The organism is Pseudomonas sp. R4-15, assembly GCF_055768815.1.
The window spans coordinates 36,254-53,261 of record NZ_CM147293.1 but is presented as its reverse complement, the minus strand read 5'-3'; the positions used below and the strand labels follow the sequence as shown (position 1 = coordinate 53,261).

General features: G+C 66.6%; 14 protein-coding genes and 1 riboswitch. Of the genes, 2 read left to right on the top strand and 12 right to left on the bottom strand.

Annotation, left to right across the window (positions count from 1 at the left end):
* Positions 1-60: 60 nt before the first annotated feature.
* Positions 61-274: riboswitch (cobalamin riboswitch) on the bottom strand.
* Positions 275-470: 196 nt separating this feature from the next.
* The 3 genes from ACYRGX_RS00235 to ACYRGX_RS00225 form a co-directional block, all read right to left on the bottom strand.
* Positions 471-1,115 (bottom strand): methyl-accepting chemotaxis protein, encoded by a 645-nt coding sequence (locus ACYRGX_RS00235; RefSeq protein WP_473056600.1) that lies wholly within the window; start codon positions 1,113-1,115, stop codon positions 471-473.
* Between the two features lie 1,793 nt (positions 1,116-2,908).
* The gene (dxs, locus tag ACYRGX_RS00230; protein ID WP_473054628.1) at positions 2,909-4,789 is read right to left on the bottom strand and encodes a 1-deoxy-D-xylulose-5-phosphate synthase; all 1,881 of its coding nucleotides are present in this window, start codon (positions 4,787-4,789) and stop codon (positions 2,909-2,911) included.
* Positions 4,790-4,887: 98 nt separating this feature from the next.
* The gene (locus ACYRGX_RS00225) at positions 4,888-5,181 is read right to left on the bottom strand and encodes a hypothetical protein (RefSeq protein ID WP_473054627.1); all 294 of its coding nucleotides are present in this window, start codon (positions 5,179-5,181) and stop codon (positions 4,888-4,890) included.
* A 281-nt stretch (positions 5,182-5,462) separates the two neighbouring features.
* Between ACYRGX_RS00225 and ACYRGX_RS00220 the strand changes: the two genes are divergently transcribed.
* Positions 5,463-6,470 (top strand): SdiA-regulated domain-containing protein, encoded by a 1,008-nt coding sequence (locus ACYRGX_RS00220; RefSeq protein ID WP_473054626.1) that lies wholly within the window; start codon positions 5,463-5,465, stop codon positions 6,468-6,470.
* Here ACYRGX_RS00220 and ACYRGX_RS00215 read toward each other — a convergent pair.
* The 8 genes from ACYRGX_RS00215 to ACYRGX_RS00180 all read right to left on the bottom strand — a co-directional run bounded on the left by ACYRGX_RS00215 (position 6,360) and on the right by ACYRGX_RS00180 (position 12,654).
* Positions 6,360-6,803, bottom strand: a complete 444-nt coding sequence (locus tag ACYRGX_RS00215) for a DMT family transporter (RefSeq protein WP_473054625.1) — start codon at positions 6,801-6,803, stop codon at positions 6,360-6,362. The genes ACYRGX_RS00220 and ACYRGX_RS00215 overlap by 111 nt on opposite strands.
* A gap of 144 nt (positions 6,804-6,947) precedes the next feature.
* Entirely contained in the window at positions 6,948-7,910 is a 963-nt protein-coding gene (locus ACYRGX_RS00210) for an IS110 family RNA-guided transposase (RefSeq protein WP_473056599.1), read from the bottom strand.
* A gap of 234 nt (positions 7,911-8,144) precedes the next feature.
* Entirely contained in the window at positions 8,145-8,705 is a 561-nt protein-coding gene (locus ACYRGX_RS00205; protein WP_473054624.1) for a DUF4136 domain-containing protein, read from the bottom strand.
* Between the two features lie 25 nt (positions 8,706-8,730).
* Positions 8,731-9,330, bottom strand: coding sequence for a DUF4136 domain-containing protein (locus ACYRGX_RS00200; protein WP_473054623.1), 600 nt, complete (start codon positions 9,328-9,330; stop codon positions 8,731-8,733).
* The gene (locus tag ACYRGX_RS00195) at positions 9,327-10,094 is read right to left on the bottom strand and encodes a methyltransferase domain-containing protein (protein ID WP_473054622.1); all 768 of its coding nucleotides are present in this window, start codon (positions 10,092-10,094) and stop codon (positions 9,327-9,329) included. Before ACYRGX_RS00195 ends, ACYRGX_RS00200 begins: the two co-directional genes overlap by 4 nt.
* Positions 10,091-10,396, bottom strand: a complete 306-nt coding sequence (locus ACYRGX_RS00190; RefSeq protein ID WP_473054621.1) for a nucleotide pyrophosphohydrolase — start codon at positions 10,394-10,396, stop codon at positions 10,091-10,093. The genes ACYRGX_RS00195 and ACYRGX_RS00190 overlap by 4 nt, the downstream gene beginning before the upstream one ends.
* Before the next feature lie 58 nt (positions 10,397-10,454).
* The gene (locus tag ACYRGX_RS00185; protein WP_473054620.1) at positions 10,455-11,297 is read right to left on the bottom strand and encodes a MaoC family dehydratase; all 843 of its coding nucleotides are present in this window, start codon (positions 11,295-11,297) and stop codon (positions 10,455-10,457) included.
* Between the two features lies 1 nt (position 11,298).
* Positions 11,299-12,654, bottom strand: coding sequence for a 3-oxoacyl-ACP reductase (locus ACYRGX_RS00180; protein ID WP_473054619.1), 1,356 nt, complete (start codon positions 12,652-12,654; stop codon positions 11,299-11,301).
* 125 nt (positions 12,655-12,779) lie between these two features.
* Here ACYRGX_RS00180 and ACYRGX_RS00175 point away from each other — a divergent pair, with 125 nt between their 5' ends.
* On the top strand, positions 12,780-14,060 hold the full coding sequence (locus ACYRGX_RS00175; protein ID WP_473054618.1) for an acetyl-CoA C-acetyltransferase: 1,281 nt from the start codon (positions 12,780-12,782) through the stop codon (positions 14,058-14,060).
* Positions 14,061-15,015: 955 nt separating this feature from the next.
* On the opposite strand, the gene acs is transcribed toward ACYRGX_RS00175, so the two are convergent.
* A complete protein-coding gene (acs, locus tag ACYRGX_RS00170; protein WP_473054617.1) occupies positions 15,016-16,953 on the bottom strand; it encodes an acetate--CoA ligase in 1,938 nt (645 codons plus the stop codon).
* Between the last annotated feature and the right edge of the window lie 55 nt (positions 16,954-17,008).

Here is a 17,008-nt window from a genome sequence, read left to right as displayed (position 1 = left end):
GCAGATAGCGAACGGCGGACGACGGGCACCCGTGCTCGACGGTGCGGCCCTCCGCAGCACCTGGTAGCGTCCATCCTGGCCGGTCTCCGGGCTTTCGACTCGGCGGCTCGCCTTCCCATGCCGATCGGCACAGTGGCGTTGGAGCAGCCGTGGGCCCAGGGGAATGGACCGACGTCGATTACCGTTGCGGGGGCAGCGCCGGAATTGCCCTGGGGCTCACCGGCTTCCCGTTTCACGCGTGCGGGGCACGCGCACCAGGATGGCAAACAGATATCGCGCGCACCTTAATGGCACTGTGCGATGCAGGCAAGCGAAACCCCTGAGCTGGGCGCCTGAACGACGCTCATGTAGCGGTTCGGTGATTCGCTATCTCCCTTGGCGGGATGGGCGCTGTCCCTCGCGCCAGCGCCACTCGAGTCGCCCTATCTGGACACCGAGTGAAGGCTCGGGGGTTGTGAGCGTCCGCTGGCTCAGACCGCCTGGCTTTCACCCAGGTTGGCGGCGGCTTTGTGCAGGTCCAGCACCAGTTGTTCCAGCACCAGCGTTGCACTGCGTGCTTCCTGTGCCGCGCTGGTGCTCTGGATGGCGCCTTGGGTGATGGTCTGCGCCTGCTGGTTGGCGGCCTGCGCCTGGGCGTGCTGTTCGTGCATCGTCTGACTGACCTGCTCGATGCGACGCTGCATCGCGGCGACTTCCTGTTGGATCAGATGCAGCGTGCGATCGGCCTCCTGTGCCTGCTCCACACTGCCGCCGGCGCTGCGCTGGCAGGCCTCCATGGATTCGGCCGCCTGGGCGATCTGCGCGATGATCTCGGCCAGGCTGCTGGCGATCGCTTGGGTCGCCTCGGTGGTATTTCGGGCGAGTTTGCGCACCTCGTCGGCGACCACCGCGAAGCCGCGCCCGGAGTCGCCGGCCCGCGCGGCCTCGATGGCGGCGTTGAGGGCCAGCAGATTGGTTTGTTCAGCGATGCCGCGGATCGAATTGCTCAGGTTGCTTACCGACTGGGCTTGGCTGTTGAGCCCGGAGACCTTTTCCCAGGCACTCTGGACCTGCTTGGCTAATTGGCCGATCTCGGTGGTGGTTCGGGTCACCTGCGCAGCGCCTTCTCGGGCCATGGCCAGGGTGCGCTGCGAAGCGCTGGTGCTGTCGAGCATGTGTTCGCTCATCTCGCCGATGCTACGACTTACCCCATCGGTGGCTTCGGCGGTGATACCGGCTGCAGTGCGCTGGTCCTGGGCGCAACGGCTGGCCTGGGCAGACGCCAGGCCGAGTTCGCTGGATGTACGGCTGAGCGCATTTCCAGCGGTCTTGATGCTGTTCATGGTGGTGTCGAGCTTGTCGACGAAGCTGTTCACCCAGCGCGCGAGCTCTCCACTTTCGTCAGCGCGGAAGTGCTCCGCCGAGAGCCGGCTGGAAAGCGGAGCACCGCACTCGGCGGTGTCCAGGAAAAAATCGCATAGCTGTTGCAGTTGGCGTGAGAGTGGCCGCAGGCTGAGCGCCCAGAAGCTGCCCATGGCGCCCAGCGCGAGTCCTCCGGCAAGTGCATCCAACGCTGGCTGGGTCAGCCCCAGCCAGCGTCCCCCGGCGTAGCCGGCGGCGACCACGGCGAGATGAATTAGCAGGCTGCGCAGTAGACGATAGTTGCTGCTGCGCGGGCGATAGACCTCGGCCAAATCGCCTTCGCACATCATCCCCCAGGTGTCCGGGGAGCCGGGCAATTGCAAGGTGGTGCCCGCGCCGACCACTGGAATGTGGCGATAGTCCGGATAGCCCGGATAGAGCACGAAGAGGTTATGCCCGCGGTGGATGGTTTCGCGCACGCCTGGGTGCAATTCTCCTGTCGCCGGGTTTGTGAAGCGCAGTTCGAACTCGGTCTGGCGTTGTACCCGGACGCTGCCGAAGGCGGTGCTTACGCCTTGCTTGAGGTTTTCGCCGCCGCTGAATGTGTCGTCCTCGAAGCGTGAGCGAGACAGCGCGGTACCCTGGGCGATGCTCGGATCGAAGACCGCCTTGACCATGAACAGGTAGTTGTCGCCGGAATCCGGGTAGACGTGCCCAGCCTCACGTTGGATCAGGTCACTGAGTACGTCATTGGGTATGCGGGCACAGAGGCAGCCTGCGGCCTGTCCGGCGACTTGGACAGGCTGGTGGAACATCAGCGTCACGGCATCATGGAAGCGCGAGCGGGTGGCGCCGAAGCGTTCGGTGAGCGGATCGCAGTAGGGACCCTGGAGGAATTTGTCGCGCAGCCCTTGGGCCAGTGCCCTTGCCTCATGTATCTGCCCCTTTCGGCCGGGACGGCTGGACGCGAGGATCGCGCTATCGGCGGCGACCACGAATAACTCGGAGACTTCCGGCAGATTCGCTTGGATCGTCATCAGCCAGCGCTCGTCGACATCTGGCCACTGGCTGGCGACATGCTGACTGAGTTGGCCGAGTTGCTGCCAGTGCTGCTTGGCCCAGCTAATCAGCAAGCGGGTGCGGGTCTGCACCAGGCCTTCGAAGGTCTTCTCGATACGTGCAGCCTGATGGCGATTCACCAGGCTAGCCCAGCGCAGCTTCAGGGCTCCATTGCTGCCAAACCAGCCCAGCCAATGGCGTTCGTTACTCGACCGCTGCATGCGCTGGCTCTTGAGTTCCATGGACGCCTTGCTCCAAAAAAAACGGATAAACGGGCGCGGGTAGCAAGTCGCGTGCCGGTTTGCCGAGGCTGGACGTTTGAGTGCGCAATAAGGCTCGTGAGGCGCTCGCACGCAGGGTGTCGGTTCAGAATAGGTGCGCGATATGTCTCTGAAACGACAAAGCCCACCGTAGGGTGGGCTTTGCGACGACCGGTGAGCAGTCGGTGCTCGATGGCGTTGAGCGGGGCCGGTGCAGGGGGCGGGTTTGCCTGCGCCAAAGGGGGCAGTCAGTCCGCTAGCCGACGACGGATGGCGGCCTCGATGCCGGCGGCATCCAGGCCGCACTCGGCGAGCATCTGCTCGGGTTTCGCATGCTCGACATAGCGATCCGGCAGACCCAGATGAAGCACCTCGGTCTGCAGAGCCGCGGCGCTGAGGTACTCGCTGACCGCGCTGCCGGCCCCCCCCATCACGCTGTTTTCCTCGACGGTGACGAGCAGCTCGTGGTTCGCCGCCAGGTCCCGCACCAGGTCTTCGTCCAGGGGTTTGACGAAGCGCATGTCGGCCACGCTGGCGTCCAGGGTCTCGGCGACCTGCAAGGCGTCGGCGAGCTGTACGCCGAAGACCAGGATGGCGACCTTGCTGCCCTCGCGGCGCAGTACGCCCTTGCCGATTTCCAGCGGCTCCAGGCCGGGCTCCAGCACGGCGTTCGGGCCGCTGCCGCGGGGATAGCGCACGGCAGCCGGGCCGTCGTAGTGATAGCCGGTGCTCAGCAAGCGGCGCAGTTCGTTCTCGTCGCTGGGCGTCATCACCAGCAGGCCGGGTATGCAGCGCAGGTAGGCGAGATCGAAGCTGCCGGCGTGGGTCGGTCCGTCTTCGCCGACCAGGCCCGCGCGGTCGATGGCGAACAGCACGTCCAGGTGCTGCACCGCGACGTCGTGGACCAATTGATCGTAGGCGCGTTGGAGAAACGTGGAGTAGATCGCCACCACCGGCTTCTGGCCTTCGCAAGCCATGCCGGCGGCCAGCGTCACCGCGTGTTGTTCGGCGATGGCGACGTCGAAGTAGCGCTCCGGGAAGCGCTCGGCGAAGGCCACCAGGTCCGAGCCTTCCTTCATCGCCGGAGTGATGCCGATCAGCCGTGGGTCGGCTGCGGCCATGTCGCACAGCCACTGGCCGAAGATGTTCGAGTATTTCGGTCTGCCGGCCTTCTTCGGCGCGGCGCCGGGGGCTTCCAGCTTGGTGATCGCGTGGTAGCCGATGGGGTCGGCCTCGGCTGGCGCGAAGCCTTTGCCCTTGCGCGTCACCACGTGTAGGAACTGCGGCCCCTTGAGGTCCCGCATGTTGCGCAGGGTAGCGACCAGAGTCGGCAGGTCGTGGCCGTCGACCGGGCCGATGTAGTTCCAGCCCAGCTCTTCGAAGAGTGTGCCGGGCACCAGCATGCCCTTGGCGTACTCCTCGGTACGGCGGGCGATTTCCCAGGCGCCGGGCAGTCGCGAGAGCACCTTCTTGCCGCCTTCGCGCATGCTCGCGTAGGTGCGGCTGGAGAGGATCTTGGCCAGGTAGTTGGACAGCCCGCCGACGTTGCGCGAGATGGACATGTCGTTGTCGTTGAGTACCACGAGCATGTCGGCACCGGTTTCCGGGGCGTGGTTGAGTGCCTCGAAGGCCATCCCGGCGGTCATCGCGCCGTCGCCGATCACCGCTACGGTCTTGCGCGACTCGCCCTTCAGGCGTGCGGCCAGGGCCATGCCCAGTGCGGCGCTGATGCTGGTGCTGGAATGGCCGACGCCGAAGGTGTCGTACTCACTTTCGCTGCGCCGTGGGAAGGCGGCCAGGCCGTCCTTCTGGCGCAAGGTTTCCATGCGCGCGCGGCGACCGGTGAGGATCTTGTGCGGGTAGGCCTGGTGGCCGACGTCCCAGACCAGGCGATCGTCGGGGGTGTCGAAGACGTAGTGCAGGGCGAGGGTCAGTTCGACCACGCCCAGCCCCGCACCGAAGTGCCCGCCGGTGCGGCCCACGGCGTACAGCAGCTCCAGACGCAGCTCGTCGGCCAACTCGGCAAGTTCCGTTTCGCTCAGGTTGCGCAGGGCGCGCGGATCGTCGATGCGGTCGAGCAGAGGCGTTGCGGGCCGTTCGCGGGGGATCTCGTGGAACGTCTTGGACATCAGACTGGTCGTTCTGGGAAGAATGACCGGCGAGTTTACCCGAATCGAGTGGGGGCCATGAAGCCGAAAGGGCCCGCGTAACGGCCAGGCCGGCGGGCTCAATGGATCACCAGGCCGAGCAGCCAGAGCGCCAGCAGCAACAGGATCACGCCGCTGACGATGGAGCGGCGGAAGAACGCGCGAAACGCGCCAATCAGCAACAGCAGACCGATCACCAGGACCGCCAGGCCGATCAGCGAGCGGTCCATGCCTAGCGCGGAGGCCAGGCCGTCGAGAAAGCTGGCGCCGGCGCCGACCAGGGCGCCGAGCAGCCCGGAGAGTACGTCGAGCACCCAGCGCAGCGCCGAGCCCAGGGCTTCACCCAGTCCTTCGAAGAAACCTTGCACCTGCATCTCGCCGCTCCTGTCGCTCACCGAATCCACGTTTGCCATTGGGCAGATTGCGATTCGACGAGTTCCCTGGCAACTGGCGTGAAGCTTGCTGCCGCTGGCGTCGAAGCCCGCGAAGCCTCGCACCGGCATGGCGCGCGCCAACCGGTGGGAAACAAGTGCCTGCCGATCCCGACGGGAACGCCTCGACCGGTCCGGAAATTCGTCTGCCACGGGACTTTCATCAGCATGCAATCTGCCCCTGGCTAGATGCCCTGGCCGCCTCTGCTGCCAAGGTCCCCGCCATGTCCACGTCAGTCCTGTTTCTCGTCCAGCGGCGTAAGCGTGCGCGCCTGGCGTTGTTGCTGGTATCCGTCCTGGGGCTGGCCTGCCTGGTCAGCGGGTTCGAAAACCGATTGCTGCAAGCGGCCTGGCGCTTCCTGGCGCCGGCGGCGGGCGGTTGGGCGCCCTTGCAGGTGCGCATCGACGCCAAGCCCCTGGCCGGCTTGAGTAATTTCTCCGGGCTGGCCTGGGACGAACGCCGTGGGCAGTTGTGGGGGGTGATCAACAATCCCGAGGAACTGCTCGCGCTGGATCGTAGCGGCAACGTCCTTTCCCGCTGGCCACTGCAGGGCTTTCAGGACGTCGAGGATATCGCTTACCTGGGCGACGACCTCCTGCTGCTGCTCGAAGAGCGCAGTCATGCGCTGCTGGTCTTGCCGGTGCCTCGGCCAGGCGAGCGCCTGGAGCGCCGCGCCGCGCGTGGCTTCACCCTCGGTCTGGAGGCCGGGGGTAACAAGGGGTTCGAGGGGGTGGCCTACGATCGTGCGGGCGACCGCCTGTTCATCGTCAAGGAGCGTGCGCCACGCCGGCTCTATGAGCTGCGCGGACTCAAGCGCAGCCTGCTGGGCGAGTTCGATCTGCACCTGGTGGATCACAGCGAGGGGCTGTTTGAGCAGGTCGATCCATCGGACCTGTCCGCCGTGGCCTACGATGCCGCGAGTGGCCAGCTGTTGCTGCTCAGTGATGAGTCGCGCCAAATCCTTGCACTGGACGACAACCAGCGCCTGTATGCGCGGCTGAATCTGGATGCGGGGGTGGCCGGTCTTCGGCGCGACGTGCCTCAGGCCGAGGGCCTGACCCTGGACGAGCAGGGTAATCTCTATGTCGCCAGCGAGCCGAACCTGTTCTATGCCTTCGGCTCAGCCACGGCGGATCAGCCATACGCCTATGAAGATGGTCACCAGGCCGGCGAACTTGCTCAGGCTGATGGGCGCCTCGCGAAAGCCGACCCAGCCAAAATGATCCAGTAGCGTCGCCATGCTCAACTGGCCGGCGAGCGCCAGCACCATGAACAGCAGGGCACCGATGCGCGGGCCGGCGAACGCAGCGGTGAAGATGAACAGTGCGCCGAGCAGGCCGCCGACCCAGTACCAGCCGGTGGTGCCGCGCAAGGTCGCAAGGCTGGGGAATTCACGCTGGGCGAGGGTTACCGTAAGCAGCGCCATGGTGCCGACGAAGAAGGAAATCATCGCCGCTCCGGTGACACTGCCGACCTGGCGCGACAGTTGGCCGTTGATGCCAGCCTGCAGCGGCAATACGGCACCCGCGATAAAGGGCAAAGCGAACAACCACCAGGCGGGCATGACGACCTCTAATGTGCGAGACAGGAGGCGCATTATGCCGCAGCTTGGGTGCCCGGGTGCTACACCGACGACGCCGATTCGTAGCGGGGCTTCCGGGGCTCCCCCTCTCCCCAACCCCTCGCGGGAGAGCAACCGTGTTCCCGGTCAAGCCTGACGACTGTCCCAGGCCGGATTCCAGGGCGTTCCTGTACGCAGGATCGCATTGAGGATCACGAGCAGTTTGCGCATGCAGGCTACGATGACGACCTTGGGTGGCTTGCCGACCGCCACCAGGCGGTCGCTCATGGCTTTGATCTGGGGGTTGTACCGACGAGCGCTTTGGGTCGCCATGTACAGCGCATGGCGAACGGCTGCACGTCCACCCCAGATCCTGCGCTTGCCGCGCATCTGGCCGCTGTCGTGGGCGAAGGGAGCCACACCGACCAGCGCGGCGATCTGTTTGCGCGTGAGCTGACCCAGTTCCGGCAGATCGGCGATCAGCGTCGACGCATTGATATCTCCAATGCCTTTGACGCTTTGCAGCAAGTCATCCTTGGCTTTCCAGGCGGGACTGTCCTTGATCCGCTGACGCATCTCGTCATCGAAATCACTGACGGCCTTCTCCAGCCAGCGGATGTGTTGCTTGAGATGCTTGGAGACCCGAGGGTCGCGCGCTTGAGCCAAGCGCTGGCGCTCCATGACCAGCATCTCGACGGTCTGCCGCCGCCGTGTCAGTACCTCATCGAGTGCTCGCAGCGATTCGTCCTTGAGGGCTCTGGGTTCAACGCCGGTCATCGCGCCGAAACGCGCCAGGACACCGGCATCGACCTGATCGGTCTTGGCCAAAATACCCAACGCCTGGGCGAAACGATGCGTCTGCCGCGGATTGACCACGGCCACCGGGACACCCGCACGCGCCAACTCTGCGGCAAGCTCGGCCTCCAGGCCACCCGTGGCCTCGAGCACAACCAGCTTGAAGCGCTGTTCGAGGGCTTTGGCCACCAGCGCGTCAATGCCTGCCACCGTATTCTCATGCGCCCACGCGGTAGACGCCGGCCAGGTCGCACAGTCCAACCGAGCCTTAGAAACGTCTACACCCAATACCACTTCTGCGTCTTGCTGTTTCATGACGTTGACTCCCTGCCTTGCAATGCGAGCTTCGAGCTCAGGCAACCGTTCGGGTTCTCTAATCAAAACCGCCATAGCGACCCTCGCTCTCCCACGGTCTTGTAACCAGAGGGCTTACGGTCTGCTGCGGCGGGAACAGCCAAAACAACATACAAGGGCTATGCACCTTCATCGTCGATCCCGTCGTCTCCCTTCACGGGAGAGGACCGGTGGAGAGGGTGATCCCGGCTTCGGTCAGCGCGGCGGATACTGGCTCAGCACCTTGTCCACGGTTTCGCGGATCGCCTGGCTGCGTTCGGCGGGGCTGGGTGGGTCGCGGCGGATGATCTGCTCGGCGCTGCCGCGCCAGACCAGTTTGCCGTCCTTGCCGTCGTAGAGGTCGACCTGGATGGTGCCGACCTTGTATTCGACGGTGCGTGTCTCGGTCATCAGCGGGCCACCCCAGTAGTTGCCCCAGTAGCCGCCCCAGCCACCTGCGAAACCGGTAGTGACCTGGTCCTGGCGCTCCTCGACGATCAGCGCCGCCTGCACCTTCAGGTCCGCAGGCGTACCTGCGGCGGCGGGGCGCAGGCCGCGTTGGTCGAGGGCGCTGCCGACCGCTTCACGGATACGCTGTTCGGTGAGGTCGCTCTTGATGCGTGGGTCGTCCGGCCGATAGAGCAGCGCCGGCGTTTGCCAGCTCCAGCTGCGGTAGGCGGCGAAGTCGCGGTTGGCATCGTAATCGCGGTCGAGCGTGACGCTCTGGCAGGCGCTGAGCAACAGCAGGCTGGTAACGAGCAGGATCGAGCGGAGCATGGCAGGTTCTCCTCGGGTTGCCGGATCAGGCCGGCGGATAGTTCTGCAGGGCGTCGGCCAGTGCGTTGCGCAGGGCTTCGGCGCGGGCGGCCTGGTCGCCGCCGGCGGGCGCTTCGGCGCTACCGCTCCAGACGGGCTGGCGATCCTTGGCGTCGAACAGGTCGACACGCACCACCAGCACCTCTTCTTCGTAGGTGCGCACCATGGGCATGCGGCCGTAGGCACCATAGCGATCGTAACCCCAGGGGCCATTGCCATAGTAGCCGCCGTAATCGTCGTAGACCTGCCGCGTACGTCGCTCCCGCTGGATGCGCGCACTCACCAGCAGGTCCGGCTGTGCCTCGCGCGCCGGACGCAGGCCGCGTTGGTCGAGCGCGGCGGAAAGCGCCTCGCGCAGTTGCTCGGCCGTCGTTGCGCTGCTGCCGGTGGGCGGCAGGTCTTCGCGCCAGACCCAGGAGCGGTAGCGGGAAAAGTCGCGCGGCGCGGCAGGATAGGCGCTGGCGTCGAAGGTGGTCGCGGCGGCGGGCGGCGCCGGTGGCAGCGGTAGGCTCTGCGCCTGGTAGGGGTTGCGACTCTGGCAGGCGGCGAGCAGCGGTAGCAGCAGATAGGCGAGCAGGCGTTTCATGGGGCGTCTCCCTGGCGCGGACGACAGAGCCAGTGCAGGTAGCGGCCGAGTCCGGCGAAGGTCGGGTGGCGGCGGTGCGCCAGTTCCATCTCCAGCAGTGCGGCGACCTCGGCCTTGGCCTGGAACTCGCTGGGCATGTAGTCGTGGAAGACCCGTACGCCGCTCTCCTGTTCGACTGTCAGCCAGGGCTGCAGTTGCACGCGAAGTTCGCGTGGGTCCAGCGGTCGCTGGGGCGTGAGGCTCTGTCCTTCGCCCGCGAAGCGTTCGCGGCGCAGCTTGCGGAAGTGGCCCTTGAGCAGGTTGCGATAGACCAGCGCGTCCTTGTTGTAGAACGCCAGCGAGAGCCAGCCATCTTCGGCTGTAAGGCGCGCCAGCAGTGGCAGGATCGCCTCGGGTTCGGCCAGCCATTCGAGCACCGCGTGGCACAGCACCAGGTCGAAGGGGCCGTCTATCTGGTTCTCCAGCGCCTGCCAGGGTGACTGGATGAAGCTCGCCTGCTGGCCGGCCTCGGCGAAGCGCGCGCGGGCGGCATCGAGCATTGGCGCGGCGGGTTCGGCGAGGGTCAGCGAGTGGCCCTGCTCGGCCAGCCACAGCGCCATGTGACCGAGACCGGCACCGATATCCAGTACCCGCAGGGGCCGCTGCGGCAGGACCTCTTGCAGATCGGCCTGCAGCACCGCGAGGCGGATGGCGCCCTTGGCCCCGCCGTAGATCTTCTCGGCGAAGCGCGTAGCCAGTTCGTCGAAGTGACGATCGCCGCTCATCGGGCGAAGCGCCGTTCGCTGTCGGCGAGCTTGGCGCGCACCGCCTGTTCGAAGTCGATGCCGGCCTCGGCGCAGAACAGCAGCAGATAGAGCACCACGTCGCCGACCTCCTGGCCCGCGTGCTCGCGGACCTCGGCCGGGAGTTGCCGGGACTGCGCCTCGTCCAACCACTGGAAGATCTCCACCAGCTCGCTCATTTCCACGCTGGCAGCCATCGCCAGGTTCTTCGGGCTATGGAAGCGACGCCAGTCATTGGCGTCGCGGATGGCGTGCAGGCGGGTGGTGAGTTCGGCGATGTCCATGGGCTGCTCCGGCGTCGGGAGCGCTAGCTTCGGCTCTCCCCGGTCGCCGTGCAAGCGCCTAGCCGAGTGTCTGCCAACGTCCGCTCAGGTGCGGTGTCTCTTCGCTGCCTTGCACCGTGAAACCGTTTCCCTCGTCCACCAGCAGGCGTGCCTCGCCCGGCAGCAGCAGCGGCTTCTTGAACTGCACCTGCACCGCGTAGCCGGCTGACGGCAGGCTCTCGCCAAGCGCCGCCAGTGCGCGTGACTTCACCCAGAGCCCGTGGGCGATCGCCCGCGGGAAGCCGAATGCCTTGGCGCTGATGGCGCTGAGATGGATCGGGTTGTAATCGCCGGAGATGCGGGCGTAGCGCCGGCCGATGTCCGCTGGTGCCTTCCAGCGGTCCCGTTCGTGCAGCTCGCCATCGACCAGCGTTTCGCGCGGCGGGGCTTCTCCGGGCAGCCTGACGCCACGGCAAAGCAACCGACTGTCGCCTTCCCACAGGAGCCCCAGGGCATCCTCCAATCGGGTGATGAGGCTGAAGGTGGCGCCCTTGTCGTGGGGAGCCAGGCCTTCGGCATGCAGGCTCAGCTGGAAGGGGCCCAGGCCGCCGAGGGGGCGCAGGACACGGATGCTGTTTTCCAGGTGCACCAGGCCCAGCAGCGGGAACGGGAAGTCATTGGCGGTGAGCAATTGCATCTGCAACGCGAACGCCAGGACATGGGGATAGCAGGGCGGCAGGTAGTGCGACTCGGGGTAACCGCAGATCGCGCGGTAGCGCGCCAGTGCCGCTGGATCGACGCTCAACTCGCAGCGCAGGCCGCGCTCGGGCAGCGCCTTGCCGCGAATGCCACGGCGCAATGCTGCGCGCAGGTAGAGCGGAGGGAGCGCCGGTGGCTGTTGCAGTTCGTGCCATTGGGTCATGTCAGGCTCCGATCAGACTCTGGCCACAGACGCGCAGCACCTGGCCGCTGATTCCGGAGGAGGCGGGCTGGGCGAACCAGGCGATCGCCTCGGCGACGTCCTGGGGTTGGCCACCCTGGCCCATGGCGTTCATCCGGCGTCCGGCTTCGCGAATGGTGAAGGGCATGGCCGCCGTCATCGCCGTCTCGATGAAGCCGGGTGCGACGGCATTGATGGTGATGCCGCGCTTGGCAAGCTCCAGCTCCCAGGCCTGCACCAGGCCGACCAGCCCGGCCTTGCTGGTGGCGTAGTTGGTCTGCCCGAAATTACCGGCCAGGCCGCTGGTGGAGGAAACCAGCACGACACGGCCGTTGTCGTGCAGCGCGCCGTTCTCCAGGAGTGTCGCGGTCAGACGCTGCGGTGCGCGCAGGTTAACGGCGAGCACCGCATCCCACTGCTCGGCGCTCATCTTCGCCAGGGTCTTGTCGCGGGTAATGCCGGCGTTATGCACGAGGATGTCGATGCCATCGGGCAGGGCCGCGAGTAGTTCCTCGGGGGCCTGCTCGGCGGTGATGTCCAGTCCCAGTGCCTTGCCGCCGAGGCGCGCGGCCAGCGCCTGGGTGGCCTCGAGGGCCTGGGGCACGTCGAGCAGCACCATCTCTGCGCCGTCACGGGCAAGGGTTTCCGCGATCGCCGCGCCGATGCCGCGCGAGGCGCCGGTGACCAGCGCCCGCTTACCCGCCAGCGGGCGGCTCCAGTCCTTCACAGCATCATGGCCCGACGCGATGCGCACCACCTGCCCGGACACATAGGCGCTTTTCGGCGAGAGGAAGAAACGCAGGGCACCTTCGAGCTGATCCTCGGCGCCCTCGACTACCTCCAGCAACTGCACCGTGCCGCCACGCCGGATTTCTCGGCCCAGGGAGCGGCTGAAGCCTTCCAAGGCGCGCTGGGCACTGGCGGCGAAGGGATCGGCGAGGGTTTCCGGCGGACGCCCGAGGATCACCACGTGGGGATTGCGCGCCAGGCCTTTCAGTGCGGGCTGGAAGAAACTGCGCAAGCCGGCCAATTGCTCGACATCGCTGATCGCCGTGGCGTCGAAGACCAGGGCCTGCAGCTTGGGACCGTGTTCGGCGGTCCAGCGCGGCAGGTCGAGCAGGCCCTCGCGTTCGGCGAAGCAGTCGTCGGCGAGGCGTGGCAGGCTCTCGCGCAGGGCTTCCAGCGCCACGCCCGTGCCGCCCAGCAGCAGGGCGCCTTCCACCACCTTGCCGCGCCCCGCCCGCCAGCGTGCGAGCGGCACCGGTGCCGGCAGGCCTAGGCTGGAGACCAGCTTGCGGCCCAGGTTGGAGTTGGCGAAGGTGAAATAGCGATCATTCATGGAACGCGGCTCCTGCTGAGGCTCTCGAATGTTGACCAGCGTAGGCGAGCAGACGTTCGTCGTCATTTCCGGCGCTGGCGGCTACCCTGCTCACAGGGGATCGTTTTCGTTCTAGGAGTTCCAGCATGGCCCAGACACGCCGCGTCGCCATCGTCGGCGGCAACCGGATACCTTTCGCTCGCTCCAACACCGCTTACGCCACCGCCAGTAACCAGCAGATGCTCACCGCCGCGCTGGAGGGGCTCATCGACCGCTACGCACTGCATGGTGAACGCCTGGGCGAGGTGGTCGCCGGCGCGGTGCTCAAGCACTCGCGCGACTTCAACCTGACGCGCGAATGCGTGCTCGGCTCGCGCCTGGCCCCGGAAACCCCGGCCTACGACCTGCAGCAGGCCTGCGGCACCGGCCTCGAAGCGCTGATCCTGGTCGCCAACAAGATCGCCCTCGGGCAGATCGACTGTGCGGTGGCCGGCGGGGTGGACACTGCCTCCGATGCGCCGATCGGCGTCAATGAGGGGCTACGCAGGATTCTCCTGGAGGCCAATCGCGGCAAGTCCACGGCCGACAAGCTCAAGACGCTGCTGAAGTTGCGGCCCGGGCACCTCAAGCCGGAACTGCCGCGCAACGGCGAGCCGCGTACCGGCCTGTCCATGGGGCAGCATTGCGAGCTGATGGCCCAGCACTGGAAGATCCCCCGTGACGCGCAGGACCAGCTCGCCTGGGAAAGCCACCACAAGCTCGCCGCCGCCTATGCCGAGGGCTGGCAGGACGACCTGATGACGCCGTTCCTGGGCCTGACGCGCGACCAGAACCTGCGTCCGGACATCGACCTGGAAAAGCTCGCCACGCTCAAGCCCGCCTTCGAGAAGGGCTCGCGCGGCACGCTTACCGCCGGCAACTCCACACCGCTCACCGACGGCGCCTCGGTGGTCCTGCTGGCCAGTGAAGCGTGGGCGCGTGAGCGCGGCCTCCCTGTGCTGGCCTATTTCCGCGATGGCGAGGCGGCTGCGGTGGATTTCGTCAGCGGTCGCGAAGGTCTGCTGATGGCGCCGGTGTACGCCGTGCCGCGGTTGCTGGCGCGCAATGGCCTGAGCCTGCAGGACTTCGACTACTACGAAATCCACGAAGCCTTCGCGGCCCAGGTGCTTTGTACCCTGCAAGCCTGGGAAGACGCCGACTACTGCCGGGAGCGCCTGGGATTGGCACAGCCGCTGGGCGCCATCGACCGGGCGAAGATGAACGTCAAGGGCAGTTCGTTGGCGGCGGGGCATCCGTTCGCCGCCACGGGGGGACGTATCGCGGCGAATCTCGCCAAGCTGCTGGCTGCCGCGGGCGACGGGCATCGTGGACTGATCTCCATCTGCGCCGCCGGCGGGCAAGGGGTCACGGCGATTCTCGAGCGTTGAGCAAGGCCGGCCTTTTCATCCGGCGCCTCGGATGGCGGATCGATGATGTGTGATCCACCCGACGCCTGGCGTTTTTGCGTTTTTGCGTTTTGGAGTGGGGGCGTGGCGCTTTCCTCGGTTGGGATGACAGGTTTCGCCTTGCACGGCGAGTCACTTTCTCTTGCCTGCCCAAGAGAAAGTAACCAAAGAGAAGGGCACCCCAGCATCCGGGTCCGTTCGCTGTGCGAACGGACTTCCCTCGCTCCGGCGCTGCACCGGGGGCCGGCCCGTACGGTCCATCCCTGGACCGCACAGGCCTCTCGCCGCCGTCCTGGCGGCTCGCTCCCCTGCGCAACGCCTGCACTCGGCCTCCTGAAGGGGCCCCGGGTGCAAGCCGTGTTATCGGTGGCTACGTTGTCCTTGGCTCGGCCCCGGCCCGCCCCATCCTACGCAAAGACCGGCTTTAGCTCTTTTGTACGGACTCGCAGACGGTGCCGAAGCGCCCCGTTGGTCCGGGTGAACGGAATCGTCGTGTAGGGGGGTGAGCGGCCAGGACGGCCGCGAAAGCCGCGAAGGGGCAGGACGCCCCTTGGCGGCGACCCCCGGAGCGGCGATGGAGTGAACGAACCCCGTCCGCGTCAGCGGGCGGGGCCGGATCGTAGGGGCAGGGGTTTTGGCTACTTTTGCTGCCAAAAGTAGCTCGCCCAGGAGGGCGAAACAGGGAGTTCCGGAGGAACACCGAGAATAGTCCTTTGGCACCGAGGGTCCGGTGCACCTGCTCTAATCCTGAGCCGCTGCCGCTGCGGTTTTACGCCTGGGTATACGAGCGTCGCTTTCCTCTCCCGTGGCCTCGTCCCCGCACCGCTCCGGGACGGTCCTTTGCCGGATCGCACGGACCTCCTCCCGCTCGACGCTCGTGTGGCTTGAGGCCATGCGAGCGCTGGGAGCGCTGGACTAGGCGGCGACGCTCGAAGCGCTAGCGATTCTGCCGATGCTCGATCAACTCATCGACCACCGCCGGATCGGCGAGGGTGGAGGTATCGCCGAGGGCGTCGATCTCGTTGCAGGCGATCTTGCGCAGGATGCGCCTCATGATCTTGCCCGAGCGGGTCTTCGGCAGCCCTGGGGCCCATTGCAGGTACTCGGGTTTGGCGAAGCTGCCGATGTCCTGGCTGACCTTGGCGAGCAGCTCCGCATGCAGCGCATCGCTGGCTTCGGCGCCTTCCATCAGCGTGACGAAGGCGTAGATGCCCTGACCCTTGAGGTCGTGCGGGCAGCCGACCACGGCGGCCTCGGCGATGGCGTCGTGTTGCACCAGCGCGCTCTCCACCTCGGCGGTGCCGATGCGGTGCCCGGAGACGTTGATCACGTCATCCACGCGGCCGGTGATCCACCAGTAGCCGTCCTCGTCGCGGCGAGCGCCGTCGCCGGTGAAGTAGTAGCCGGGGTAGGGCTTGAAGTAGGTATCGATCATCCGTGCGTGGTCGCCATAGACGCTACGGATCTGGCTCGGCCAACTGGCCTTGATCGCCAGCAGCCCCTGGCCGGGACCTTCGATCTCCTTGCCGTCGGTCTCAAGCAGCACCGGCTGTACGCCGAAGAACGGGCGCGTCGCCGAGCCGGGTTTGAGCGCCGTGGCGCCGGGCAGCGGGGCGATCATGATGGCGCCGGTTTCGGTCTGCCACCAGGTGTCGACGATGGGACAGCGACGCTCGCCGACCACATCGAAGTACCATTCCCAGGCTTCCGGGTTGATCGGTTCACCGACCGTGCCGAGCAGCCGTAGGCTGGTGCGCGAGGTCTTCTGAACCGGCGCCTTGCCCTCGCGCATCAGCGCGCGGATGGCGGTGGGCGCGGTGTAGAAGATGTTCACCGCGTGCTTGTCGATCACCTGCCAGAAGCGCGAGGCGTCCGGGTAGCTCGGCACGCCTTCGAAGATCAGCGTGGTGGCGCCATTGGCCAGCGGCCCGTAGACGATGTAGCTGTGGCCGGTGATCCAGCCGACGTCCGCGGTGCACCAGTAGACGTCGCCCTCGTGGTAGTCGAAGACGTACTTGAAGGTCATCGCCGCGCCCAGCAGGTAGCCCCCGGTGGTGTGCAGCACGCCCTTGGGTTTGCCGGTGGAGCCGGAGGTGTAGAGGATGAACAGCGGGTCTTCGGCGTCCATCGGTTCGGCGGGGCAGTCCGGGCTCTGCTCGGCGACGGCGTCCTGGTAGGCGATGTCGCGGCCGTCCTGCCAGGGCACCTCGGCGCCGGTGCGGCGCACCACGATCACGCTGGCGACGTCCGGGCAGTCGCCCAGCGCCTTGTCGACGTTGGCCTTGAGCGGGATGCGTTTGCCGCCGCGCACGCCCTCGTCGGCGGTGATCAGGGTGCGGCAGTCGGCATCCAGGATGCGATCACGCAGGGCGTCCGGGGAGAAGCCGCCGAACACCACCGAATGCACCGCGCCAATTCGCGCGCAGGCGAGCATGGCATAGGCCGCCTCGGGGATCATCGGCATGTAGATGCAGACCCGGTCGCCTTTGGCCACGCCTCGGCTCTTGAGCAGATTGGCCAGGCGGCCGACCGCCTCGTGCAACTGGCGGTAGCTGATGCGCTGGGCATGGGAGGGATCGTCGCCCTCCCAGATAATCGCGGTCTGCTCGCCACGGGTGGCCAGGTGGCGGTCGATGCAATTGGCGGCGACGTTCAGCTTGCCGCCTTCGAACCAGCGTGCCTCACCTCGGGCGAGGTCGCTGTGCTGGACACGTTTCCACGGCTCGATCCAGTCGAGGAAGGCCTTGGCCTGCTCGGACCAGAAGTGCTCCGGTTGCTCGATGGACTGACGATAGAGGCGCGCGTAGGCGTCTTCGTCGAGATGGGCGCGAGCACGCATGGCGTCGCTGACGGGGTGGGTGGCGATCTCGTACATGACGGGTCTCCCTCTTGTTCTGAGTCTGAAGTCTAGGACAAGAGGGAGGCGTCAG

Bases quoted from the DNA above. Each gene is read 5' to 3' on its own strand.
- ACYRGX_RS00205 (WP_473054624.1), bottom strand. From the start codon at position 8,705: ATGCTCCGCTCGATCCTGCTCGTTACCAGCCTGCTGTTGCTCAGCGCC.
- ACYRGX_RS00180 (WP_473054619.1), bottom strand. From the start codon at position 12,654: ATGAATGATCGCTATTTCACCTTCGCCAACTCCAACCTGGGCCGCAAG.
- ACYRGX_RS00175 (WP_473054618.1), top strand. From the start codon at position 12,780: ATGGCCCAGACACGCCGCGTCGCCATCGTCGGCGGCAACCGGATACCT.
- ACYRGX_RS00225 (WP_473054627.1), bottom strand. From the start codon at position 5,181: ATGCAGGTGCAAGGTTTCTTCGAAGGACTGGGTGAAGCCCTGGGCTCG.
- ACYRGX_RS00195 (WP_473054622.1), bottom strand. From the start codon at position 10,094: ATGAGCGGCGATCGTCACTTCGACGAACTGGCTACGCGCTTCGCCGAG.
- ACYRGX_RS00210 (WP_473056599.1), bottom strand. From the start codon at position 7,910: ATGAAACAGCAAGACGCAGAAGTGGTATTGGGTGTAGACGTTTCTAAG.
- acs (WP_473054617.1), bottom strand. From the start codon at position 16,953: ATGTACGAGATCGCCACCCACCCCGTCAGCGACGCCATGCGTGCTCGC.
- ACYRGX_RS00220 (WP_473054626.1), top strand. From the start codon at position 5,463: ATGTCCACGTCAGTCCTGTTTCTCGTCCAGCGGCGTAAGCGTGCGCGC.
- ACYRGX_RS00190 (WP_473054621.1), bottom strand. From the start codon at position 10,396: ATGGACATCGCCGAACTCACCACCCGCCTGCACGCCATCCGCGACGCC.
- ACYRGX_RS00200 (WP_473054623.1), bottom strand. From the start codon at position 9,330: ATGAAACGCCTGCTCGCCTATCTGCTGCTACCGCTGCTCGCCGCCTGC.
- dxs (WP_473054628.1), bottom strand. From the start codon at position 4,789: ATGTCCAAGACGTTCCACGAGATCCCCCGCGAACGGCCCGCAACGCCT.
- ACYRGX_RS00235 (WP_473056600.1), bottom strand. From the start codon at position 1,115: ATGGCCCGAGAAGGCGCTGCGCAGGTGACCCGAACCACCACCGAGATC.
- ACYRGX_RS00215 (WP_473054625.1), bottom strand. From the start codon at position 6,803: ATGCCCGCCTGGTGGTTGTTCGCTTTGCCCTTTATCGCGGGTGCCGTA.
- ACYRGX_RS00185 (WP_473054620.1), bottom strand. From the start codon at position 11,297: ATGACCCAATGGCACGAACTGCAACAGCCACCGGCGCTCCCTCCGCTC.